Annotated in this window: 23 protein-coding genes; 7 read left to right on the top strand and 16 right to left on the bottom strand. The window is 33.8% G+C overall.

The window, feature by feature from the left end:
- From J7E44_RS12185 to J7E44_RS12150, 8 genes are all read right to left on the bottom strand, one after another.
- Positions 1-291: a 2TM domain-containing protein gene (locus tag J7E44_RS12185; protein ID WP_214830012.1), complete on the bottom strand. Its 291-nt coding sequence runs from the start codon at positions 289-291 to the stop codon at positions 1-3.
- Positions 275-574, bottom strand: coding sequence for a 2TM domain-containing protein (locus J7E44_RS12180; protein WP_214830009.1), 300 nt, complete (start codon positions 572-574; stop codon positions 275-277). Before J7E44_RS12180 ends, J7E44_RS12185 begins: the two co-directional genes overlap by 17 nt.
- A 191-nt stretch (positions 575-765) precedes the next feature.
- The gene (locus J7E44_RS12175) at positions 766-1,329 is read right to left on the bottom strand and encodes a methyltransferase family protein (RefSeq protein ID WP_214830006.1); all 564 of its coding nucleotides are present in this window, start codon (positions 1,327-1,329) and stop codon (positions 766-768) included.
- A gap of 106 nt (positions 1,330-1,435) precedes the next feature.
- Entirely contained in the window at positions 1,436-1,738 is a 303-nt protein-coding gene (locus J7E44_RS12170) for a 2TM domain-containing protein (protein ID WP_214830003.1), read from the bottom strand.
- Positions 1,725-3,056: a 2TM domain-containing protein gene (locus tag J7E44_RS12165; RefSeq protein WP_214830000.1), complete on the bottom strand. Its 1,332-nt coding sequence runs from the start codon at positions 3,054-3,056 to the stop codon at positions 1,725-1,727. Before J7E44_RS12165 ends, J7E44_RS12170 begins: the two co-directional genes overlap by 14 nt.
- 141 nt (positions 3,057-3,197) lie before the next feature.
- Complete coding sequence (locus J7E44_RS12160; protein ID WP_214829997.1) at positions 3,198-3,848, bottom strand: hypothetical protein; 651 nt, start codon at positions 3,846-3,848, stop codon at positions 3,198-3,200.
- 94 nt (positions 3,849-3,942) lie between these two features.
- Entirely contained in the window at positions 3,943-6,180 is a 2,238-nt protein-coding gene (locus J7E44_RS12155) for a TonB-dependent receptor (RefSeq protein ID WP_353050483.1), read from the bottom strand.
- Positions 6,181-6,279: 99 nt separating this feature from the next.
- Positions 6,280-7,182 (bottom strand): AraC family transcriptional regulator, encoded by a 903-nt coding sequence (locus J7E44_RS12150; protein WP_214829991.1) that lies wholly within the window; start codon positions 7,180-7,182, stop codon positions 6,280-6,282.
- Between the two features lie 152 nt (positions 7,183-7,334).
- On the opposite strand from J7E44_RS12150, the gene J7E44_RS12145 reads away from it, so the two are divergent.
- Positions 7,335-7,838 carry a superoxide dismutase family protein gene (locus J7E44_RS12145; protein WP_214829988.1) on the top strand — a complete coding sequence of 168 codons (504 nt, stop codon included), beginning with the start codon at positions 7,335-7,337 and terminating at the stop codon, positions 7,836-7,838.
- 147 nt (positions 7,839-7,985) lie between these two features.
- Here the strand turns inward: J7E44_RS12145 and J7E44_RS12140 are convergent, their stop codons facing one another.
- Positions 7,986-10,115, bottom strand: coding sequence for a carboxy terminal-processing peptidase (locus tag J7E44_RS12140; RefSeq protein WP_214829986.1), 2,130 nt, complete (start codon positions 10,113-10,115; stop codon positions 7,986-7,988).
- Positions 10,116-10,261: 146 nt separating this feature from the next.
- Between J7E44_RS12140 and surE the strand changes: the two genes are divergently transcribed.
- Positions 10,262-11,032 carry a 5'/3'-nucleotidase SurE gene (gene surE / locus J7E44_RS12135; RefSeq protein WP_214829983.1) on the top strand — a complete coding sequence of 257 codons (771 nt, stop codon included), beginning with the start codon at positions 10,262-10,264 and terminating at the stop codon, positions 11,030-11,032.
- On the top strand, positions 11,032-11,694 hold the full coding sequence (locus J7E44_RS12130) for a GNAT family N-acetyltransferase (RefSeq protein WP_214829980.1): 663 nt from the start codon (positions 11,032-11,034) through the stop codon (positions 11,692-11,694). Before surE ends, J7E44_RS12130 begins: the two co-directional genes overlap by 1 nt.
- 64 nt (positions 11,695-11,758) lie before the next feature.
- Here the strand turns inward: J7E44_RS12130 and J7E44_RS12125 are convergent, their stop codons facing one another.
- From J7E44_RS12125 to J7E44_RS12115, 3 genes are read right to left on the bottom strand one after another with little or no spacing between them, the layout of a single operon-like run.
- Positions 11,759-13,162 carry a radical SAM protein gene (locus J7E44_RS12125; RefSeq protein ID WP_214829977.1) on the bottom strand — a complete coding sequence of 468 codons (1,404 nt, stop codon included), beginning with the start codon at positions 13,160-13,162 and terminating at the stop codon, positions 11,759-11,761.
- Positions 13,163-13,171: 9 nt separating this feature from the next.
- Positions 13,172-13,408, bottom strand: coding sequence for a hypothetical protein (locus J7E44_RS12120; RefSeq protein WP_214829975.1), 237 nt, complete (start codon positions 13,406-13,408; stop codon positions 13,172-13,174).
- An 11-nt stretch (positions 13,409-13,419) separates the two neighbouring features.
- Positions 13,420-14,166 (bottom strand): prolipoprotein diacylglyceryl transferase, encoded by a 747-nt coding sequence (locus tag J7E44_RS12115; RefSeq protein ID WP_214829973.1) that lies wholly within the window; start codon positions 14,164-14,166, stop codon positions 13,420-13,422.
- A gap of 59 nt (positions 14,167-14,225) precedes the next feature.
- Between J7E44_RS12115 and J7E44_RS12110 the strand changes: the two genes are divergently transcribed.
- Positions 14,226-15,266 carry a GMP reductase gene (locus J7E44_RS12110; RefSeq protein WP_214829971.1) on the top strand — a complete coding sequence of 347 codons (1,041 nt, stop codon included), beginning with the start codon at positions 14,226-14,228 and terminating at the stop codon, positions 15,264-15,266.
- Between the two features lie 43 nt (positions 15,267-15,309).
- On the opposite strand, the gene fabG is transcribed toward J7E44_RS12110, so the two are convergent.
- From fabG to J7E44_RS12090, 4 genes are all read right to left on the bottom strand, one after another.
- Entirely contained in the window at positions 15,310-16,053 is a 744-nt protein-coding gene (fabG, locus tag J7E44_RS12105; RefSeq protein WP_214829970.1) for a 3-oxoacyl-[acyl-carrier-protein] reductase, read from the bottom strand.
- A 172-nt stretch (positions 16,054-16,225) separates the two neighbouring features.
- Complete coding sequence (locus J7E44_RS12100; protein ID WP_214829968.1) at positions 16,226-17,698, bottom strand: hypothetical protein; 1,473 nt, start codon at positions 17,696-17,698, stop codon at positions 16,226-16,228.
- The gene (rsmI, locus tag J7E44_RS12095; protein WP_214829965.1) at positions 17,699-18,373 is read right to left on the bottom strand and encodes a 16S rRNA (cytidine(1402)-2'-O)-methyltransferase; all 675 of its coding nucleotides are present in this window, start codon (positions 18,371-18,373) and stop codon (positions 17,699-17,701) included. It abuts the gene before it with no gap.
- Positions 18,374-18,381: 8 nt separating this feature from the next.
- Positions 18,382-19,818 (bottom strand): DUF8457 domain-containing protein, encoded by a 1,437-nt coding sequence (locus tag J7E44_RS12090; protein ID WP_214829962.1) that lies wholly within the window; start codon positions 19,816-19,818, stop codon positions 18,382-18,384.
- A 61-nt stretch (positions 19,819-19,879) separates the two neighbouring features.
- Here J7E44_RS12090 and J7E44_RS12085 point away from each other — a divergent pair, with 61 nt between their 5' ends.
- The 3 genes from J7E44_RS12085 (at position 19,880) to J7E44_RS12075 (ending at position 25,316) form a co-directional block, all read left to right on the top strand.
- A complete protein-coding gene (locus tag J7E44_RS12085) occupies positions 19,880-20,470 on the top strand; it encodes a thymidine kinase (RefSeq protein ID WP_214829959.1) in 591 nt (196 codons plus the stop codon).
- Positions 20,471-20,707: 237 nt separating this feature from the next.
- Positions 20,708-23,155, top strand: coding sequence for a bifunctional UDP-N-acetylmuramoyl-tripeptide:D-alanyl-D-alanine ligase/alanine racemase (locus J7E44_RS12080; RefSeq protein WP_214829956.1), 2,448 nt, complete (start codon positions 20,708-20,710; stop codon positions 23,153-23,155).
- Positions 23,156-23,159: 4 nt separating this feature from the next.
- A complete protein-coding gene (locus tag J7E44_RS12075) occupies positions 23,160-25,316 on the top strand; it encodes a patatin-like phospholipase family protein (RefSeq protein ID WP_214829953.1) in 2,157 nt (718 codons plus the stop codon).

Genomic DNA, 25,316 nt, shown 5'->3' with positions numbered 1-25,316 from the left:
TTATAATTTCGATTTGCTTTTTTCTAATTCCTTATTCAGAATTCTTTGTTCCCAGGTTGAATCAAAGATAAATAATTTAACCCCTTTAATGAATAATATTATTCCCCAGATTAGCAACAGGATTGATCCGTGATAGAATGAAAAATCAATTTTTCCATTTTCAAAATAATCGTTGAAAAATAATATCCCCGCAATAATACCATACCATGTAAGACTTTTATAAAAACTTTTCAATCGTTTTACCCGCTCGTATGCCTGATTATAATCCATTGTATTAAAGTGTTTTTCCATGATTTCTTTTATCTGCTTCCATCAGTTCTTTTATTTTATTTTCTTCCCAGTCTTTTCCGATTCCGAAAACATTTATTCCATGAGCTACAAGTCCCATTCCCCATCCTAACATTGGCCAATAAAACCATAAATGAGTAGGTGATGTTAAAAGATTTAAAGCCAGTAAAAAAGGAATGATCAGACAATAAGACGTCAGATTTCCATAAAACCCTTTTAATTCTTTTACTCTCTTTGCTGCTTTTTCGTAAGCGCGGTTTTCTTTGTTGAATGATAGTGTTTCCATAGTAATGAATTTTGATTTATATTTTTTTCTTGAATCAAATGTATGTCGAATACCACTCTCAAATCAACTATATCTTACTGAACTGTAGAATTTGAATTCTGAGTTGCAAAAATCCCGACTCAATTGTGGCCGGGATTTTTATTTTGTGTAATTTCTTTTATTGATTACATCATATGTCATTCTTTTTTAAATTAATAAATAAAAGGAATTAACTTCTTGGTCATTTTTCGGTATTGAATATATTCATCTCCAAATTGCTCTACAAGAGCCTGTTCTTCAATTTTAATTCTATAACTGAATGCCAAGAATGGCGGAATAAATGCTAAAGCCAGAGAAAACCAATTATTTAAATATAAACCAAGCCCCAGAAAAGTTAATAGTGAGAAACTATAAGAAGGATGTCTCAGATAATTGTAAAAGCCTTCTTTTTTAATTTTATGGTCATCTTTTATTGTGATATCAACTGTAAAATATTTTCCCAAAGATCTTATTATAATTAATCTGAAAATAATTCCGATTAGAATAAGCGCCACCCCTAAATACAGAATCCATGCTGAATTAGAGATCGGGAAACTGGATATATTCGAAACAGTAACCGCACTTGCAATTGATACTATAATCACCAACCAAAGGATATTGAGTGTAGATCTATCTTTTTTCTGATCTTGATCTGCAGATTTCAGTTTTTGTTTGTAAATAATTTCACTTAAAAACCAAACTCCCATAGAAACATAAAATAAGATTTGTAGATTCATTGTTATTGTTTTAGATTTTGGAATAATATTGCGAAGTAGTAAACCTCTATGATGAACTGTTTTGCCATTAGCCATTTGGCGGTTTAACTTTGTAGCACCCTTGCCTTCATTCTTTATTTTTGTCCATTAGTTCTTTAATTTTTCTTTCTTCCCATTTTCTCATAAAATTAAAACTAGGTAAAAATACAACCAGCGCATGTGCAAGAAGTCCAATGCCCCAGAATGTTGCAGTAAAGAAATTTTTAAACTCAAAATAGCTTTCTCCTGGTTTTAAATTCGTGTAATTAAAGTAAGCAATCATAATGTTTACAGCAATATAGGAGAATAAGTGTCCGTAAAATCCTCTCAGTTTATCTACCTTTCTTTTGGCTTGCTGATATTGAATATCATTTTCATCAAATGTTTCCATTGTCTCTGTCTTTTTGTTTATTCATGATTTCCTGAATTTTCCTTTCCTGCCAAGGTTCTCCAACTCCAAAAACCTGAAAAGCATGTGAAGCAACTCCAATACCCCATCCTAACAGTGGCCACCAAAACCAGTGATATTTGTTTTGGGTATAAATATTAATAAAAATTAAAAAGGGAATAATAATGCAATAAGAAATAAGATTGGCATAAAATCCCTTAATTTCTTTTACCCTCTTTCGTGCTCTTTTGTATGCTTTATCCTGATCTTCTTTTTTCAAACCGACAACCGTTGGCTTATCTGATAAAACCGGAAGTTTCACTTTAAAATAATCTTCGGATTTTTCAATAAAAACATTTCTCTTAGTAAGCAGAGAATAGCGCTGAACAATATTCGCTAATCCAATTCCCGCACTTTCCTTGATCTGTTCTCTTTCCTGGAGATTGTTTTCAATACATAAAGTGTCATTTTCTGAAAATACTTTAATAACCAAAGGTTTTGAAGATGTTGCAAAATTATGTTTGATACAGTTTTCCAAAAGCAGCTGCAAAGAAAGCGGAACTACATATCTTCTGTAATCTTCTTTTCGTACATCAAAAATAAAGTCTACACTATCCTCGAATCTCGTTTTTAATAAATCGCAATAGGTTTTTGCAAATTCTATTTCATCTTCTACGGTCACCAGTTCTTTATCTTTTTGTTCTAAAACATAACGATAAATCTTTGACATTGAAGCCGTAAACTTCTGAGCCTGTTTTGGGTTTTCATCAATTAAAGAGCTTAAAACATTTAAGGAATTAAAAAGAAAGTGTGGATCCAGCTGATTTTTAAGCGTCTCAAACTGTGCATTTGCAGATGTTGCAATTAATTTCTGCTCTACTACCTCTTTCTTAGAGGTCTTTTTGAGCTCTTCCATAAATCCTCTAGCATGGAGAAAGGCAGAAATAAGCAGGGCAATATTCACCATAAACCAGTTGGTAAAATTATACTTCCCTGAAAAAAATTCCTCCGGAGTGGCTGCTTTCTGAAAAATAACAAAATTGATATAGTTGCAGATATAGACCAAGATAATGTTAGCTATAAGAATTGAAACAATACTTAAGATGGCTCTTTTAGTAGTTGCCTCTGACCACGGAATCTTTTTATTTAGATAGTCGTTTATTAGCCCATTTCCCATCCCCAAAAGAAAAGAATACATGGTGGAAATAAGAAAGGAAAGCATAAAATTATCTATCGTCTTTTCTTTTGTAAAGAACAAAAAGAAAAATAATGCGGTTCCAATGGATACCCAAAGTAATACGATAAGACTTTTACGTTTCATGAGTTTTTTTCTTGGTTCAAAATTAGTTGATATTAAATGTACCAAAAATTATTTTTCACCGAACCGTCAATTTAATGTTCTGAAAGGCAAAATAAAAGTCTTCCTTTTGAGGAAGACTTTTATTGATCTTATATTTTAATGCTATTTTGCTGGCTGACTGATAAAATATTCTGCCTCTCCTTTCCCCCAATTTGGATCCATTGCCGTTTTTGGCTTGTAGGTATTATATTGGTCCAATGTCTTTTTAAACATTTCAATCCCTTTTGTTTTACTTCCCCCATATTGTTCTGGAGTAAAGTAGAGGTCTTCGGCTTTAATCAGAGCAATTCTTGGATTGTTTGGATCCAACTTTTCTGCTATTTTAAGCTCTTCTATAGCTTTCATTCCGTCAGTCATATATCTCTGTTGTGGATTTACCATCATTCTTAAAGAATATGCCATTTTTCTAAGGAGATGAATTTCCGCATTATCTGCTCCTGCAAGATTTTGTGCTGTAGCCAAATGTTTTTCAGCCTGATTAGCTACCTCATCCAGATCCTGGGTTTTCCCTTCTCTCATCATCACTCTCCCTTTTTGGATATAAGAAAATGCCGTATAGTAACTTGGAAGCCATTTTCCACTTTCTTTACTTCCTATTCTCTCAAAATCGTTTGCTAAGGTTTGGAAGTCCTCTGCTGTCTTACAGGTTTCGATCTTTGCGATTTTTTCAGACATTATTTTTTCATAATCGGCCTGAGCAAAAGCGGTTAAGCTCATAAAAGCTAAAGCAAAACTTAATAGATACTTTTTCATTGTTTTTTATTTTTTTAGAGTTCGTTTTATTGTATAGAAAGATATGTATTTCATGTATGTCATCACGTGATTAAAAATACAGTCTTTTATTTTATTATAAATTATTATTGATTGCATCTTGTGTCTTATCAACTCCGAAGCTGATAAATGCTCCAACGAAGACAAATGTATTTACTGGAGGAACCACTGTAGAGCTTCTGGATCCATCTTGTGAAAAATTGTATCCATATACATTTTTTGTTCCCAGTATATTGGAAATACTCAACACGAAAACAGTAAACATCTTTGCCTCTTTTTTTCCAAGATTGGGAAGATAATTAAAGCTCAAATTGAGAGCATTATAATCTTTCAACCTTCCTTCATTTCTCGTAAAACTTACAATGTTTCCGTTTACGTCTTTCGTTGCAATATCATAATAAGGACGGCCTTTTGCATAGGTGTAAGAAAGATTAACCCCTAATTTCCACTCAGGAATAAATCTCTTGGCAACCGCTGATAGGGTATGCTCTGATGCAAAATTAGGCTTTAAGCTAACAGGATAATTCATAAAATCCCTTTTAGAATCCAAAAATGAATAACTGATCCAGTAATCAATATTTTCAAATGTTTTTTTGTCCCGCCAAAACAATTCCAATCCTTTTGCATAGCCATATCCATTGTTATTGATGGCTGTCTGAACAGGTTGGCTCTGATCATTGATTGAAGCAATATCCTTCACTTTTATCAGCTGATCATATTTTTTATAAAAAGCTTCAAATCTCAAACTCCTTCCCTCTGATGTTCTTTGAACCTGGAGAATGTAATGCTGTGATTTTTGAAAATCCAAATTGGCAGGTCCATTAATATATTTGCTTTCGGGGTTTTGATAGAAAAGGCCATATGCGAAAGAAGTGGTCCAGTTTTGAGCTAAACGATAAGCTAAGGCTAAACGAGGAGCAATATTGCTTTTATTTAAGAAAGAAGAATTTTCAGCCCGCACTCCTATCTTCGCTGAAAACTGATTGCTAAATCCTAAATCTGTTTCAGCAAAAACAGAAGAGATAAAATCCTGATAATGCTTGTTTACCTCTTCAAAATTTAGCTTTTCATCGGCATTATTTAATTCAACGCCGCCACGCACTGCACTTATTTTATTGATCTTTCTTTCCAAAACAGCTTTAAAATTGATGTAATTTCCGGTAGTCAAAAGCTGTGTCTTATCGGATTCTACCTCGCTTTTTTCTGTTGAGAAATTAAGATCTGATCTGTTGTATGAATAGGAAGCTCCTGTATTTAATAGATACTTTCCGAACTTTTGTTTAAAAGAAAGATTATGGTAAGTGTTTTTTCCTTTCAATCTTACGAGAGCAAAATCATAATCTGGCTCTAAGCTTTCTGTCCTCACTCCCATTTTATTCGTGTCATACATTCCGTAATACTTAAAAAATCCTCCGGATTTTGTTTTAATCCGAAAATTAGCATCTCCATTTAGACCTTGCGGTGCATCAATAAAATCAGTATTGAAATTGAGAACATTAGACATAAGACTTAAAAGAGAATATCCTAAAGTAGCACCATACGAGTGATTTTTATCATCGCTTAATTTTTGAAACCCACCACTTAGAAAGATTGGAGAAATGCCAAAATCATAAGAGCTCTGATCAGGTAAATCAACACTCTCAAGCATTAACGCTCCTGAAAGAGCCTGCCCATATAAAGCTGAATATCCACCACTGGAAAATACATTTCCTTTAAAAAGAGAAGTATTGAATCGGTCCCTTCCTGCAATTCCCGGAACTGAACTGGAGAAATAATTATTGATAAGGCTTCCATCCATAAAGATCTTAGATTCTGTTCCAGTACCACCTCTGATAAATAAGCCTTCCGTTTCTCCTACTTTCTGCACTCCTGGAAGATAATTCAATGCTGAAGAAATCTGTCCGTCTGCTCCTGCTGTTGTGTAGATATCAATCGGTGTCAATAATGCGGTCGCTCTTTTTTTATCACTGGCTTCTATCGATCCTGCAGAAATCACCACCGCGTCAATTTCGTTGATCTGCTCTTTCAGTTCCGCATCTACAGCTATGTCTTGATTTCCAATGACAATCGGCTTTTCAACATCGTTATATTTTGGATGGGTAAAAGTAAGTATATGATCCCCTTTTTCAGTGGTTTCAAAAGAGAAATTACCTTTAGCATCTGTTGTAGCACCGTCGTAAGTTCCTTTCAATGTGACGTTGATATCACTAACCCCCTTATTTCTAAAGGTTACCTTCCCTGTAATTTTTACTTGAGTGTAACTTAAAAAGAACGATAGAAAGGCAATTAGAAATAATAATTTTTGTGTCTGCATTTTCATGGTTGTTAATTTTCGATTCAAAAATACTATTGAAAATACCTTCCTGTTAAAAAAATATTACTGAAAGGTATAGTTTGAATACTGAACCGGAAATTAATGTATTGGAATACAAAAATCAACCAACATTTTTCCTTCCGGATGTTCTTTAAAGTTGGAATGGTAGATCTCAAATGGGAAAGCTTTTCTGGTTGTATAATGGTTTTCATTCATCCATAAGAATAAAGATACCCAGCATTGCTCAAAATCATCAAGAGTCACCTCTCCACTACCAATGATAAATTTTCCCGCCTCAAGGATCTCTGGAAAAATCTCCCCATCCTGGGCTTCCAGCTTATCTTCGACAAGCATCCCGGCATGAATTCGTACCTTATCCGGAGATGTCGTTTTGAAGCTGTCGTGATACACAGAAATCATTTTTACATGATCCCGGGGAAATAAGTGTTTCTTTTTAGCCCAATTGATCAAGACATCATAAGACGATTCTACATTTTCAATACCAAGGCTCATTACAGACGCAAGATGCATCTCTTCCAGATCTGCGACTTTAATTTCTAAATTCATTGTTCTCCATTTTAATAGGTTTTCTACATTACAAATATATTGGTGAAAAACGGCATCAACTTGTCCATTCTTGCTTTCAATTTTTAAGATCTTGTGAAAATTTTCAGGAGCAGATTTACGAAATTCAGAAGGGGACTTTCCGTAATATTTTTTAAAGGCTTTATTAAAACCCGAATGATTGTCAAATCCCAATTCTAAATATATTTCCTTTATATCCACTCTCTTTCTCATGGCAAGATATAAGGCACTTTTTTCTATCCTCTTTCTTATGGTATAATTCTGAAGAGTTTCTCCGGTAATAAGCTTAAAAACCCGGTGAAAATGGAAGGGAGAGTATGCGCTGATCTCTGCAACTTTCTCCAGACTGAGATCCGTGTCAAGATGCTGTTCTATATATTGAATTATTTTAATAATCCTTTTTTTATATTCTTCCAATTATTGTTTTTATTCACAAAAATAACAAGATTAAATAGAGCAGATTTGTCTTTTATTACGGATTTTCGAAAACAGATCAGAATCATAAAGTGTTTTAGAAAATTATTTCTAAATTTAGGTAATCATAAAAAATCACTTTAAATCATTTTAAAATGAAACTACAAAAATTAGTATTATTAACAGGATTTGCCCTATTTGCTGTTTCTTGTGGAACAACAAATACGTACATGGTCAACGCTAAAAGCGGAACACAGACTGGAGGAACGGCTAAGTTTACTCAGAAAGGAGATGAAGTTATCATGAAACTGGATGTAACGAATTTAACTCCGGGAATCCACGCAGTACACATCCACGAAAAAGGAGATTGTTCTGCTGCTGATGGGACTTCTACTGGAGGACACTGGAATCCGGCAAAAGATGACCATGGTAAATGGGGTGCTGAACATTTCCATATGGGAGATATCGGTAACCTGGTTGCTGATCAGACAGGAACTGCAACATTAACTTTCAAAACCAATAAATGGTGTCTTGGATGTACCGATGAGTCTAAGAATATCATTGGAAAAGGGCTTATTGTACATGCTGCTGCAGATGACTTTCATACTCAGCCAACAGGAAATGCCGGTGGACGAGTGGGATGTGTAGAGATCAAGTAATACTTGCACATCTAACCATTAAAAAAATGACTGTTTAGTACTAAACAGTTTTAAAAATAAAAGCGGGAATATAAATTCCCGCTTTTATTTAATTTATTTTTTATAAGCCTTAAAAAATACCCGGCCTTTCAGGCCGGGTATTTTAGATTATGATTTTACACTCATGTCTGCAATAATGTTCATTGCTTCCTGTAGGTATACATCTTTTTTAAGATTTTTAATCCACATTTCAGACTTCTTCTTAAATGCTTCATCTTTCTTCTCACGTTCAACTTCATTTGGATACATTGTAAACTGAAGTCCATTCATAAATTTAGTCAGCGCTTTGAACTTCTCAATCTGAGCTTTTCTCTGCTTCATAACTTCATTGAACTTCGTAATATTTAATGTAATTGTTTCTTCTTTATCCAATTTCTCTCTCCATTGAGCAGATTCCAATAACAATTGATAGTTTGAGTTTTTAGCCATTCTATCATTACTTGCTTTTTCCAATGCTTTAACATCAAAATAGTTTAATTTTTGGAACTGTGCACTTGGAATCTTATCCCAAGCCAGCGCAAAGTCGTCATATCGCTCTCCTATTTCAGCATACGTAAAGAAATCTTTCATCTGAATATCTGAAACAATTCCTTTTCTCTGATTAGATTCTCCAGTAATTCTATAAAACTTTTGAATGGTTAGCTTTAATGATCCGAAATCATCCTCTGTATTTAAGAATCTGTTCAGATCTACAAAAGTCTGTACAGTTCCTTTTCCGAAAGATTGTGGAGCACCCACAATCACTGCTCTTCCGTAATCTTGCATTACTCCAGCTAAAATCTCTGAAGCTGAAGCTGAAAGTTCATTTTGCATAATTACTAACGGCCCTGTCCAGATTGGAGTTTCATTTTTATTCTTTAAGGTCTGGATTTTACCGTTTCCATCTTTTACCTGAACATAAGGTCCGGCATTCATGAAAAGTCCCATAATATCACCAACTTCCGTTAATGATCCACCCCCATTATTTCTTAGATCTAGAACAATCCCTTCAATATTCTGAGCCTTTAATTTAATAATCTCATTTTTGATATCATCTGAAGCGTTTCTACCTTTAGAATCTTCAAAATCAGCGTTAAAGCTTGGTAAATTGATGAAACCATATTTCTTTCCGTTTGGAGAGTTTACAACTACACTTTTTGCAAAAGTATCTTCAATAGCTACTTCTTCACGGATCATGGTAACCTCTTTAGTTGTACCATCTTTTTTCTGAACCGTAAGTGTTACAGGAGTTCCTTTTTCGCCTCTGATCAATCTTACCGCCTCATCAGAAAGCATTCCTACTACGTTTACTGCATCTTCTTTCGGTTTAGACTTTACTTTCAGGATCTTATCACCTTCTGAAAGCTGCTTCGATTTCCATGCCGGAGCTCCAATCGTTAAAGCACCCAGATAAAGATTCCCTTTTTTCTCCTGAATAATGGCTCCAATACCAATTACTTTTCCAGTAAACTGTGTATCGAAATCTTCTTTATCTTTTGGAGAATAATAGTTGGTATGTGGATCAAAAACCTCCGTATATGCATTCATATACACCGTGAACCAATCCATCTTTTTTCTCTTTTTAAATCTTGTGAATGTCTCTTTCACAAGGTCTTTTACTTCATCTGTAGCTTTTACTCTTTTTTGATCGGGAGTAAGGATCTGAAGCTTAATTGTATCCTTTAGATTGAATTTTTGTACAGAGTCCTTTTTTTCTTTTTGAGCCTGCTCTTTACTATTCATAGATTCAATCTCCTGAAGGATATTATATTTTATGAATTTTCTCCATTCATTATACTGCTCTTGCTTGTTGCCCGGGATTTTTTTTAGTTTTGGTTCCAGAGTAAGGGTCTCATCTTCCTCCAGGTTGATAGGCTTACTGAAAATGTCCTGGGTAATCTTATCAATTTCATCTACTCTTTGGTATAACCTATCGATAGTAAGTTTATAAAATGTTAAATCTCCAAGGTTCAGATAATCATCCAGCTTTGTTTCATGTTTGCCGAATTCATCCATATCCGATTGAAGAAAATATCTTTTTCCAGGATCTACCATTTCAAAATAATGCTTATAAACATCTTTTGAATAAGCATCATTGATGGGTTTTGGGCTATAATGCAAATAAGAAAGTGTATTCTTTACGCTCACCATTATCGTCTGCATCTTTTCATCATCATTCTTAGGCGAGTTGAAACAAAACATTAGACTTGTCAATGGAATTAGAAGTAAAAATTTATTGAGTTTAAAATTTTTCCACATAAATCTGTTATGTATTTTATTATATTTTTTTTAAATAATATTAATTAGTAGTAATATTTAAATTACTGTTACAAACTATCAAATTTAATACCTTATTTACAAATATCGGATAGTTTTGAGTATTTTTGTTAAAATTAAAATATTTTATGGAAAGACCACTTATTCTGGTTACTAATGATGATGGAATTACAGCACCTGGTATCAGAAATCTTATCAGTTTTATGAACGAAATCGGAGAAGTGATTGTGGTAGCACCCGACTCCCCACAAAGTGGAAAGGGACATGCTATTACTATTAATTCTACCTTAAGTTACGAAGAAGTACAGCTAGATGGTCCTCAAACGGATTATTCTTGTAGTGGAACCCCCGTAGACTGTGTCAAAATGGCTCTTGATAAAATTTTAGCAAGAAGACCCGACATTGTTGTTTCTGGGATCAATCATGGAGCGAACTCATCTATTAATGTAATCTACTCCGGGACAATGTCTGCAGCTGTAGAGGCTGGTGTAGAAGGAATTCCAGCAATTGGATTTTCATTACTTGATTTTAGCTGGGAAGCAGATTTTACGCAAGCCAAAGAATTTATTCAAAATATCGTTAGGAGAACATTGGAAAATCCAATGCCTAGAGGGATCGTTCTCAATGTAAATATTCCAAAACTTCCTGCCGGAGATATAAAAGGAATCAAAGTTTGTAAGCAGGCTCATGCAAAATGGGAAGAAAGTTTTGATGAAAGAGTAAATCCACACGGAAAAAAATATTACTGGTTAACTGGATATTTCAATAACATGGATGAATCCGAAGATGCTGATGAAACCGCTTTAGCCAATGGATATATCTCCATTGTTCCTGTAAAGTTTGATTTAACAGCTTATGAATATATGAAGACTCTGGAAGAAGTAATGAATTTCGATTAATGTACGAGAAACTAGACAATCCTGTTTATCATTCACTTAATGAGCATCATAAAAAGTTTTGCTTAAACTTTGGAGATTCTAAATTTTACAATCCTGAAGTCGCAGCTTTCGGAGGTTCATCAGAGGTTGCAAAAGAAAAAGATATCACAGAATACTCAAAAATCTGTGATGACTTTCTTATTTTCGGGGCCAAACCTTATGGTAATTTTGAAAAAGAATTATCTCAGCTTGTTTGTGATCAGTATGTATTGGAGAATAAAATTGATCTGGACTTTACAGAAAAAATTGATCTTTTAAAGGAGGAGAATAATGAAGAACTCCTTCATTTTATCAAAAAGTTCTATCCGCATTATTTTAAAAACAGAACTCCGGAATTGGGTCGTTATTTTGGTATATTTAAAGATAACAAACTGGTAGCAGTAACAGGAGAAAGAATGCAGATGAATGATATGACGGAAGTAAGTGCTGTTATTACAGATACAGATTATCTTGGAAAAGGCTATGCAAAGCAACTTGTCGCTTTTGTTTCCGGGAAAATATTTGAAGATAACAAAACACCTTTTCTTCATGTTGCTGAAACTAATACCGGAGCTAAAAAGCTATATGAGAAACTAGGTTTCCATCATAGAGGAACAATAAATTTATGGGGTGTTAAACGATAGTTTTTCACCCTTTTTTATTTCTTTCAAATTTTTTGAGTATAAAAGAACTAGGTCCTGGATAATACTAAAACAGAACCTTATCCTCTCTCCTTAATTCTTCCAGATATTCCTTTTTCCCATCTCTGTAAAAAAGATTCATTGTTTCAAAAGGGATTAATTTCAGATCTTTATTCACAATGTGAACACAGGATTTCTTTACTGCGCGAACATCAAAATCATGAGCATCCATAAAATTCATGATAATAATTCTGAATAAATTATCATAATCCAGATTTGGAGCCGAAACCTCAGGAAGACAGCAAAGTAATTGATTCACTTTAGGTTTTACTTTATCTACAGATATTCCAGTACTGAAAATGTCCAAAAGCTGCATTTGGAGTCCGGCATCCTGCTCATACACAATTGTATTTCGAGACTCATTATTCAGTAAATCAGCTGGATTGATATACCTCGTTAAAGGAATAATTTCACCCTCAAGTTTTAAAATATATCCCATTGCCAAAGCATCCGGGTTACAGGGAACGGGAATAATATCATCTGAATTCAATAATGGGAATTGATTCAGTATCTCTTGTCTTACTTCCGTTAAAGTAATTTTTTCATGTGCTGAATCTTCCCTGTTTCTTCCTGCAATTTCTACAGGCTGAAATGTAATTCCACGCACACATTTTTGTTTCAATGCAAAATCAATGATCTTTCCAATCTCATCTATATTTTTGCCTTGTTGAAGAACAATGACCAATGTCGTAGAAAGGTTAAGCTCGTTTAGCTTTTCAAGAGCCTTCATTCTGATATCGGTGAGGTCTTTTCCTCTAAAATCGATCAAAATCTCTGGTTTAAAAGAATCAAATTGAAGATAAACCTCAAACTCGGGAGCGTAAGTTGCCAGCTTTTCTGCAAAACCCGGATCATTGGCAATTCTAACCCCGTTTGTATTGAGCATTAAATGTTTGATCGGCTTCGACTTAGCAATATCCATGATCTTAAAGAACTCAGGATGGATGGTAGGCTCTCCGCCACTGATCTGAACAACATCCGGCTGGCCTTCATTTTTTACAATCACATCAAACATTGCTTCTATTTCTTCGAGACTTCTATGACTTCCGTAATGAGGAGATGACATTGCATAGCATGTAGGACAAGTCAAATTACAACGATCTGTTACTTCTACAATGGAAAGACAGCTGTGCTGTTCATGATCCACACACAGTCCACAATCATAAGGGCAGCCGTATTCTACGTCCGTTCCAAAATGCAAAGGCATTTCTGATGCTTTATTATAGTTTCTGATGTTTTTATAATAATGGACATCGGAAGCAATTTTTGTTTTGAAAAAACCATGATCAGGACATCTTTTAGTCATGAAAACGGATTCATCTTCTATAATGATCTTAGCTCCCACTCTTTTCAGACATTCCGGGCAAAGACTAATTGTATAATCGTAATATGTATAATTTCGTATTGGCATAATGTAATTTTATATTCCTCCACCACAAATATACCCACTGATCAGACCACAGATCAACAGACAAATCAGCATGCTCTGAATAAATTGTTTTTTGGTAAATTTTTTATCTCCTTTCCATTCATAGGAGATCTTCACAATCATTGTAATAATGAATGAAATAAATAGGGCTCCCAATATTATTATTAAAATAATCATTGCAACCATTCCGCCCAGATTTCCACCTTCCAAAAGGGTTAAGAATTTCATTTTTAAATATTTTAAGGTGAATTTACGGTTTTTGTTTTTCTAATCTTAAAGATGTAATAAATAATTACACAAATACATAAAAGCTGAATCGTCCCCAGGCTTCCAATAATACCTACCCTCGGTTTTATAAAATCCAGAAAAAATCTAAAGGTAAAATAACTCAACATAAATAGTTGGAAAATATACCCGGATGGGTACTCTTTTGTACTTTTTTTTATCTTTAAAATAACCCAAAGACTGATTAAGAATACGATTTCATAAAGCGCAACAGGATGACGTAAATACTGATCTCCAAGATGCATCCCAAATATTGAGTCTGTTGGCAAACCATAGGTTTCTTCATAAACCCCGGTAAGAAAACAGCCTATTCTACCAATAATGATCGCCAGCATTAAAGGAAAAACAATGAGATCGCCAGTACTTTCCTTATGTTTAACAATCTTTTTCGCCAATTCCACGCCCATTAAACCAAAAGCAAGTCCACCCACTATTGTATTATTCGACCAAATACTTTTCAAGTCAAAGTGTTCAAATAGTTTGTAAGGGTTTTCGAGATTACCAATTAACTTTGACCCGATTAAAGCGCCTGCTGTTGCTCCAATAAGAACCGCTGCAGAAGTATTAAAAGTAAGCTTTTCTGTTGATTTTCTTTTTAAATAAAAATAATACCGCATCCCCATAAACATCCCCGACGCTTCAAAAAGAGGATGCGTTAACACTGTATTACCAAATAATTGAAAAGTAACAGGAAAATCCATGCATCCAAAAATACTATATTTAATATTATTTGCTAATTTTAATATTCTAAATAATTACAATGCGTATAGAAAATGATATAAAATTAGGGTTTAAGGATGTAATGTTCCGTCCGAAAAGATCTACCCTGAAATCCAGATCTGAAGTAAGTTTAGAAAGAGAATTTACTTTCAGACACACCAAAAAGAAATGGACAGGTACTCCCATCATTGCTGCCAATATGGATACTGTAGGTACTTTCGAAATGGCTGTAGAACTCGCAAAAGATAAAATTATTACAGCAGTTCACAAACATTATTCCGTGGAGGAATGGGATCAGTTTCTGAATAGTCAGCCAGAAAGTATTCACCAATATATTGCATTAAGTACAGGAACCGGAAAAACGGATGAAGAAAAGCTTAAACAAATCATCGAAAAGCATCCAAAAATCGAGTTTCTGTGTATTGATGTAGCCAATGGTTATTCTGAACATTTTGTTGACTTTGTAAAGCAGGCAAGAGCTAATTTTCCTGATAAAATCATTATAGCAGGTAATGTGGTAACCGGTGAAATGGTTGAAGAACTACTTTTAGTAGGTGCAGATATCATTAAAGTTGGCATCGGGCCTGGTTCCGTGTGCACAACGCGAGTGAAGACCGGTGTTGGTTATCCTCAGCTTTCTGCTATTATCGAATGTTCTGACGCTGCTCATGGTTTGGGTGGTCATATTATTGCAGATGGGGGCTGTAAAGTTCCAGGCGATGTCGCTAAGGCTTTTGGAGGTGGTGCAGATTTTGTCATGCTTGGTGGAATGTTTGCCGGACATGATGAAAGTGGTGGTGAGATGATTGAAGAAAACGGAAAAAAATACCGTCTTTTTTATGGAATGAGTTCAAAAACAGCCATGGATAAACATTCCGGTGGTGTTGCAGAATATAGAGCCTCAGAGGGTAAAACTGTGAAAGTAGGCTATAAAGGTCCGGTTTCGGAAACTGTAAAAGATATTTTAGGAGGTGTACGGTCTACCTGCACTTATGTAGGGGCCTCCAAACTTAAAGAACTATCCAAGAGAACCACATTCATCAGGGTTCAGGAACAGGAAAATCAAATCTTCAAAGATTAAGATAAATAAAAAGCCAGATCAATTGATCTGGCTTTCTTTATTTTTATGTTAACATTCCACCGTCAACATGTAATGTTTGTCCGGTAATATAAGTTGACATCTCACTTCCTAAAAATACACAGGCATTTGCAATATCCTGAGGCTGTCCACCTCTCTTCATTGGAATTCCATCTCTCCAGGCTTTAAGTGTTTTCTCATCTAAAGAAGCGGTCATTTCAGTTTCAATAAATCCTGGGGCAACAGCGTTACAACGGATATTTCTTGATCCTAATTCAAGGGCGATAGATTTTGTAAATCCAATTGCTCCAGCTTTAGAAGCTGCATAATTAGACTGTCCCGCATTTCCTTTTACCCCAACTACTGAAGTTATATTGATAATAGAACCTGATTTTGCTTTCATCATAGGTTTGATTACAGCTTTAGTAAGGTTGAATACAGAATCTAAATTTACCCTGATAATAGTATCCCAATCATCTTTAGACATTCTCAATAACAGATTATCTCTTGTAATTCCAGCGTTGTTGACCAGTATATCGATCTTGCCAAATTCTTCCATTACATCATCTACTAATTTTTGAGCAGCATCATAATCTGATGCATCAGATTGGTAACCTTTTATTTGAGTTACAGAACTTAAAGTCGCTTCTAATTCTTTTGCTTTGTCTACAGAACCGGCATAAGTAAAAGCCACTTTTGCTCCCTGTTGAGCAAAAATCTCAGCTATTCCTTTTCCAATTCCTCTTGTAGCTCCGGTAATTAGTGCTACCTTTCCTTCTAATAGTTTCATATCTATGACAATTATTTTCTTTTCTATTTACTAATGTATTGATTAGCGGCTAATTTAATATATTTTTTTTTGACAAAATAAATAGCCGCAAAGATATTATAATTTGTTATTCAACGCATTATTAATCATACATTACTTTCGTATTAAGTCTGTTTTTTGTCATGTTTGAGGATCAATCCCAGACTGTTTTATCTTCAGAATGCGTAAAATATAAAAATTCTGAATTTTTACCCTTCGTCAGTTTTACCCCTTTTCTATCCGATGAGTAGCTATCATAAACTACATCTTTAAGAGGTTCATTCTTATAGTTTGTAACTCCGAATTTATTTTCTTTTTTTACAACAATTTCATTGGCAGAAAGGAAAGTGATCATATCATCGTAGATCCCTGGAATTATTTCAATTCCTTCTTCATTCATCATTCCGAATTTATTTTCTTTATTTTTATAGATCAGCCCGGGTAAACGTACAAAAGGTTTTATAGAAACAATATTCTCCAGCACTTTGTATTGTTTATCCTTTGGTGAAAATCTGTAGAACACCCCTTCTTTTTTAAGAATCAGATAATTAGAAAATATTTTCTCGATCTCATAATCCCCATCTAAAACACTATTCAGATTTTTATCTAAAAGTGTTTCTTCATTATTTTTTCTCAGATAAAGAAAGTCTTGCCCTGAAATTTTAAGAGCATCTACATCATCATACTCTTGAGGCAATACAATTTCTCCGTTGGTTCTGATTACAGCAACTTTAGGATTTTTATTCTCAGGAACCGTTCTGAATAAGCCATTAAATAAATGGTTTACATATCCGAAATCCGTAGCATGTACTTTTTTATCTTTCTTAGAAAAGATACTTACTTTATCATCTTTCTTAAGATAGATGTATTCTGTTCCCACAAAAGCCTGATCGTAGATCTCTTCAGCCAATATATTTTCATCTGCATCTACAATTCCATATTTATCTTTAGGAATATTTTTAGTAACGAGAAAAGGATAGGAAATAATTCCATCAATATAGTGGTCGGAAATAGAACTTATCGTTTTCCCATTATTATCAATGATCTCGCCTTTTCTAAAACCGGTAATAATATATACCCTTCCCTTATAAAAATGCAAATTTTCATCAAACTCCCTATCGGAAACTAATTGACCATCAAAATCATAGATCTTCCAGCTTTTTCCAATTTTTACAAAGAATCTATTCTCACTGGCAAATTCTATTCTATCAGAGAAAGGAATGATCTGCTTTCCGTTGTAATCATAAACACAATCCCGTCCACTTTTGGAATAAATGAGTCTTTGTTTATTTTCCCAGGTTCTGAACTTAAAATTATCGAATGGTATTAACTGAATTCCTCTATTGTCAATCAGAGCCGTTTTTCCATTAAAAGCTCCTTCTCTCCCTTTTACAATGAATCGGTCTTTCGTCAGGCGGGAGATCTCACTTTTGTAAGGGAAATCAGCAGTAATGACTCCTAAAGAATCTACTATACTCGATTTACCGGTTTCAGAAATTATTCCATATCCCTTTGAGTAAAAGCGTACTTCTTTACCCAGTTTTTTTGATAGTAAGATCTGTTTGTATTGATCAGTTTGCTGTGCGAAAGAAACTGATGAAAGTAGTATAAAAAATAGCTTTTTCAATTAATTAGAATTATTCACAATAAGAACAATTTCTCCTTTTAAAGTTTTACTTTTAGAAAATTCGATTAATTCATTGATCGTTCCTCTTTTAGTTTCTTCAAATTTTTTAGAAATTTCACGGCTTAAACTTACTTTTGTATGTTCACCGAAGAACTCTTTGATCTGTTCTAGTGTTGTGTTTATTTTATGAGGACTCTCATATAAAACAATTGTTTTTTTCTCTTCTGCAAGCTGTTTAAGCTTGGTTTGTCTTCCTTTCTTTTGTGGGAGAAAACCGGCAAATAAAAATTCATTATTTGGAAGTCCGGATACCACAAGTGCCGGAACAAAAGCTGTTGCTCCAGGTAAACAAATCATCTCAATATTATGATCTGCCCCTGCTTTTCCCAATAAATAACCGGGATCAGAAATTCCAGGTGTTCCTGCATCAGTAATAATAGCAACATTTTGGCCGCTTTCAAGGTCGGAAATTACTTTCTCCGTTGCCTGATGTTCATTATGCAAATGATAAGATCTTAAAGGTTTAGAAATCTCGAAATGCTTTAAAAGGACTCCGGATGTTCTCGTATCTTCACATAAAATATAATCTACTTCTTTCAGTACATTCACGGCTCTGAAAGTCATATCTTCTAAGTTTCCTACGGGAGTAGGAACAAAATATAGGATTCCGCTCAAAATTAAAATTATAAAAATTTATTTTCCACCAATACCCATAATCTCTGGGCATATTCATCTACTTTTCTCCAGTTTCTGGAGTAATATAAGTCACTTAAATATTCTTTAGCTTCCTCTAGCGTTCTAAAACTGTTTAGGTCTGAAATTACAGTATTCAACTCGGACTGACTTCCATCAAATAGCATTTTTGAAAAAGCTATCCTATCATTCAGATCCAATCTGAACTCAGGTTTAGATTTTTCAGCTTCCATAAAATTTGTTGGGATATTGGTCTTCAACAAACTTCCATTGTCTTCTTTTACAACCGGCTCATTCTTTTCCCGAGGAATTTCTCTTTCTAAAGGATCATCATCAAACAGTGACTGAATAGATTTTAATCCTTTAATATTTGCTAATTTTATTTTTTTCTCCTGATTATAAGCATCGAGATTTTCAAAGCTTTCATCAGAAGGATATTTCTCTTTTTCAGATTCCTGATATCCATGATCTATATCAACAATTTTTCTTTTATTAATTTCATCAGAAATAGCTTGTTCTTCATGTATCTCTTCAACCTGGGCATCATTTTTTATTTCGCTAAGGATATTTTCTACATTAGAAGTTTCCATTACCATCTCACCTTGTTCAATCGCTACATTTGAAGATATAAACTGTGATTCATTTTCTTCAATCAGCATTTCATCATCTTCTAAAACCTCACTATCGAAAATACTTGGAATCTTTTCATTTACTTCAGGAAATTCTTTTACATCACTCGCAAAAATCCTTTCTTCATTAGTTTTCATTTCCTCTTCTATACTATTCTGAATACTTTCCTCTTCATCAAAAGAATTCATACTCGATTCCTGATAATTAGAAGGTTCGTTCTCAAACTCATTGATCTCATTGAGTTGATTCGTAAAGATCACCTCTTCTTCAATCTGATCATCATGTGAGTCTTCTTCAGTATCTTTTTCTACAATTTCTGTTTCGAAATTTTGTGCGATTTTTTCCTCATCTGCAAAATTAACTACATTTTCATGATATCCATTCTCAACAATTTCAGTCAATTGATTGTTGAAAATTTCATCTTGTTCTGCCGTAGTTGGAGCATTTACATGCTCAATCTCTTCATATTCTGAAGCCTCATTTTCATCAATTTCATTCAGTTCATTATTGAAAATCGCCTCTTCTTCCGTCACTTCATGTGCTGACTCCTGGCTATCAAGTTCATCATTCACAAAAGAGTTATTCGTTTGACTTTCGGTATTTTGTGACGATGTATTGGGTATAAAATACTCTATATTCTTTTCCAGCATCTTCAAAAAAGAAATCCTATTGGCAAGCTCATCCACAAGATCTTGCTTGGAAAGTAATTCATCCACATTGTTTATTTTCTCCAAAATATCAATGATATTCTTGGATTCGAAAAAAATTTTTTCCTTTAAATCTTGGATATTCTGCATATAAGATTCTTGTTAAAAATTGCTTACTTTTGATGTTAAAATATTACGGCTAATTTAACAAATGTTTTTAGAAAATACAATTAATCACTCCAAACAAAGCGGTTGGATGGAAGTTATTTGTGGCTCAATGTTTTCCGGAAAAACCGAAGAGTTGATCAGAAGGCTGAGAAGAGCAGAAATGGCAGGGCAGAATGTGGAAATTTTTAAACCAAAAACTGATACCAGATATTCTGAAGAAGATGTGGTATCACATAATCAGAATAAGATCCGAAGCACCGCGGTAGAAAATCCCAACGAAATCCTTTTGTTGGGTTCTAATTGTGATGTGGTAGGAATTGATGAAGCACAGTTTTTTGATGAAAGTATTGTTGACATTGCCAATCAGTTGGCAAATAGTGGAATAAGAGTTGTTATTGCGGGTTTAGACATGGACTTTTTAGGACGTCCATTTGGACCAATGCCCAATCTTATGGCCACTGCAGAATATGTAACCAAAGTGCACGCTATTTGTAAGAGAACGGGTAATCTGGCTAATTACTCTATGAGAACTTCTCAGGGAAATAATTTAGTGGAATTGGGAGAAACAGAAAGTTATGAAGCTGTAAGCCGCAGGGTTTTTATAGATGAAGTCCTTTTAAAGAAAAAAAAATAATTTTTAAATAACCTAAAATTAGATTAATTTTAATTTATAATTTTATATACTAAGTTAAACGCAAAGACGTAAAAATAATTTAATAGTAATCTTTTTAGGGTGCCGAGATTTTATCCCTGGTAAAATTAAGCCTCATACCTTGTTGAGAAATTTCTGATTTTAACAGGTCATAAAAATATTCTTTTTAGAGAACTTTACGTTTTGGCTGTTTATAAAAAAATAAGCTGACGGGAAGTAATGAATTATACGATACAAGAAATTGCAGATATCACCAATTCACAAGTTATTGGTGATACTGATATTATTATAAAAAATATAGCTTTTGATAGCAGAATTATCTATTCAATCAAGAATACTGCATTCATTGCAATTAATACAAAAAAAAATTCCGGTGAAAAATTCATAGAATCGGCCATTGATAGGGGGATAAACGTTATTATTTCCGAACATCAGTATCCGCAATTTGAAAATATCACCTGGATCTTAGTTGAAAGTTCTATTGACTTTCTTCAAAAACTTTCTAAATACCATTTTGAACATTCCCATCTGAAATCGATAGGAATTACAGGAAGTAATGGAAAGACCATTTTAAAAGAATGGCTTTATCAGTGTTTGTGGAACGAATTTTCTACAGTAAAGAGTCCTAAAAGTTTTAATTCGCAAATAGGACTCCCTCTTTCATTACTTCAAATTAATGATTCTTATGAGCTAGGGATTTTTGAGGTTGGAATTTCCAAGCCCAATGAAATGGAAAAGCTGGAAAATATTTTCAAACCTCAGATTGGTCTTCTCACTCATATCGGAACTGCACATGCTGCAAACTTTGAGTCTGATGATGAATTGATCAATGAAAAGATCAAGCTGTTCAAAGATTCTGAAGTCATTATTTACAACGGAGATAATTCCCTAGTTAATCAGAAAATAAAAGAATTATATTCAAGTAAAAAATTAATATCCTACGGTTTCAAAAATGAAAATCAGGTATTTATTAAAAATAGTATTTCTAAAGATGAAAACATCATCGTAAAATATTTTAATGAGGAAATAAGTTTTCCCGTTCATCAAAGGGATGAAGCTACTCTAACGAATGCTTTAGCCCTTATTACGGTTTTAAAAGAGCTGAATATTGACAATCAAAAGATCATCGAAAAAATCAACGCTCTGAAAACTGTAGAAATGAGATTAGAGGCAATTGAAGGAAATAAAAATAATATCATTATTAATGATTCCTTTAATCTGGATCTGGATTCTTTGAAAACAGCTTTACAATTTTTAAACGAATATAAAAAACCAAAAAAATCTCTGGTTTTAACTGATATTGTAGGGGTGAATTCGAATTCAAAAGAGTTGTATGAAGAGGTTTCTGAACTTGTTAATGAACAAAAATTTGACTCTGTATTCTTAATTGGAAACGAAATAACCCAATTTAGCGATCTGTTTAAATCTAAAACCTTTACTTTTATCAATACTCAGGAATTAATTGAAAGTAAATACCTTACAGATATTGAAAATCAGATTATTCTTTTGAAAGGAGCGCGAAAATTTGAGATAGAAAGGCTTAAAGATATTCTTGAACTAAGAAAGCATGATACCGTTTTGGAAATCAATCTGAACGCAATTCTTCATAATATCAACTATCATAAATCTCTATTGAAACCTGAGACTAAAGTAATGGCAATGGTAAAAGCAAATGCTTATGGTTTAGGAAGTTATGAGATTTCAGAATTTTTACAACATCACCATATCGATTATCTTGGTGTTGCATATACCGATGAAGGCGTAGAACTCCGAAAAAAAGGAATTACAACCCCTATCGTTGTCATGAATGCTGCACAGCATAGTTATGATGCGATTATACAATATAATCTGGAGCCGGAAATTTACAGCTTCAGGGTATTAGAATTATTTAATGAAGCCGTTCAGAAATCCGGATATGACCAAAAATTCCCTATCCATATTAAACTGGAAACTGGAATGCATCGACTTGGTTTTAAAGGATTTGAGTTAGATCAGTTAAGTGAAACTTTAAAAAATAAAAATGTAAAGGTTCAAAGTATCCTGACCCACTTATCATCTTCTGATATGCCGGATGAAAGAGAGTTTACTTTAAATCAGTTTGAAATCTTTGAGAAAAACTCCAACTATCTTATTGAAAAGCTGGGATATCAGCCTATCCGTCATATTCTGAATTCGTCAGGAATTACAAGTTATACGGACCATCAATATGATATGGTAAGAATTGGTATCGGAATGTTAGGTGAGTCACCAAATAGTGAAATACAAAAACAGCTTCAATCCACTGTAAGCTTTAAAACCGTTATTTCTCAGATTTCAACCGTAGAAAATGGAGAATCTGTGGGCTATAGCAGAAGATATAAGACCGATCACACGACGAAAATAGCCACAATCCCGGTAGGTTATGCAGATGGAATTCCAAGATTGATTGGCAATCAGATTGGTAATGTTGGAATACATAAAACCCTAGCTCCTATCGTTGGAAGTATTTGTATGGATATGATGATGATCAATATAGATCATATTCCTAATGTTGAAGAAGGGGATATGGTAACTATCTTTAATTCAAAGCCAAGTTTAAAAGAATTTGCAGATTACTGCAAAACAATAACCTATGAAGTATTAACCTCCATTTCGCCGCGGGTGAAGCGGATTTATATAAAAGATTAACTCTATGAGAAAACTCCTGGTTCTTATACTCGTATTCCAATTGCTTTTGCTGCATTCGCAGGTAAAAAAAGGATTGGTAATTCCAAAAAATCCCAGAATTGGGCTTTCGCTGGCCGGAGGTGGAGCTAAAGGATTTTCTCATGTAGGAGTACTCAAAGTATTGGACTCCTTAGGGGTAAAGGTTGATTACATTGCTGGTACAAGTATGGGAGCCATTGTTGGTGGTCTATATGCTTCGGGATATTCAGGAAAAGAAATAGAAAAAATTGTAATGGATACGGATTTCTATTCTTTAATAATGGATCCTAAGTCAAGGAAAGAAAGTACATTTTTTAATAAATCTGTAGACAAATATCTTTTGTCAATTCCTATCAAGAATGGAAAGATTAACCTCCCCTCTTCCATAAGCACGGGTCAGAAAAATGTATATCTTTTAAAGGAACTATTTAAAAACGTTTCCAATATCGATGATTTTTCAAAACTACCCATTCCCTTTATGTGTGTAGCAACTAATCTGGAAAGTGGAAATATGCAGATTTTTGAAAAGGGAGATCTTGTACAGTCTATTATGGCGAGTTCAGCATTTCCGTCACTAATGGATCCCGTAAAGGTTGGTGACAGCATTTACATAGATGGAGCCATGACTGTAAATTATCCTTCAAAGCCATTAAAGGACAAAGGAATCGACATTGTTATCGGTGTCGACCTTAATCAGGATCTATCGAAAAGAGAGGATTTAACTAATATTATTGCCATTCTCAATCAGATTATCGATATGAATATTCATAAAGATACCAAACGGCAATATAAATACACAGATATCAATATTAAACCTAATTTAAAAGGGATGTCTGCTACCAGCTACGATGAAAAGAAAAAAATTCTCGATAGTGGATATGTTGAAGGGTTAAAATACGTTGATATATTAGATCAGTTGCCAAAGCGATCGTTTGACCGCCTTAGACAGCGTATAAATCCAATTTATTCCAACGTATATAAGATTGATAGTCTTTCTTTAATTGGAAGCAAAATATATGGTAAAAACTACGCCTTAGGGAAAATGGGATTACATCTCCCCTCTTTGGAAACCTATGGCAGTATCAATAAAAAAATAGACAGGCTGGTTGCAACCAATAATTACAAGTTTATCAATTACGATATTGTAACAGAGAACAATGCAAACTATCTGAAATTATATGTTACTGAAGATGATGCCAGACATTTTTTTAAATTCGGCCTGCATTATGATGAAGTTTTCAAGACAGGGTTATTACTCAACTATTCTGCTAAGCGTCTTTTATTCAGAAACTCAAATTTATCTTTAGATGTTATTGTGGGAGATCAGCCAAGGTACTATCTGAACTATTTTATTGACAATGGATATATACCAGGATTCGGAATTTATTCTTCTGGGATGAGTATTGATCTAAAGGATATAAATAACAATGTATTTGATAGTTGGCAATGGTTGAGAAATGAAGCCTATATCCAGTCCATTTGGAAGGATAAATTTGCAATTGGGGGTGGAATAAGCCATGACTATTTTAGTGCTGATAATAATGGTACCAATGAAAGAGTAAGTCGTTTTCTGAATCCTTATGTATTTATAAAAAGTGATACTCAAAATGATAAGGATTTTCCGACAAAAGGAATATACATATCAGCTGAAGGTAAAGTTATCGATCTGATGAAATCCGAATTGGAAAAAAGAATAGTTCAGATAAAGGCAGATATAAGAATAAACGTTCCTCTTGCAAAACAATTAACTTATCGACTGAACTTATATGGTGGAGTAACTTTAGGAGAGCATCTGCCTGAATTTTATAAATATAGATTAGGGGGAATTTTTGAACAAAATGTGGTTAACTTTAAAAGCTTTGCTGGTTTTTATTTTGCTCAGCTTAGTACCAATAATGTTATTCTTATTTCAAATGATCTTCAGTTTAGATTCAACAAAAATTATTTCATCAGTGGGAATTTCTCTTTTGCGAACCTTTCGAATGATATTACCTTCGAAGATGCTGTTAAACTTAATTACAGTTCACTTGGAATAACTGCGGGATATAAATCTCCTTTCGGCCAGATTAAGGTTAATTTCAGTCATTCATTAAAAAATAATCAAAAAGGCATATTCAGTGTTATATTAGGACACTGGTTTTAA

Source organism: Chryseobacterium sp. ISL-6, assembly GCF_018613715.1.
Lineage (GTDB): Bacteria > Bacteroidota > Bacteroidia > Flavobacteriales > Weeksellaceae > Chryseobacterium > Chryseobacterium paludis.
The sequence above is the reverse complement of the archived record's forward strand: the minus strand, read 5'-3'. Positions and strand labels throughout refer to the sequence as shown.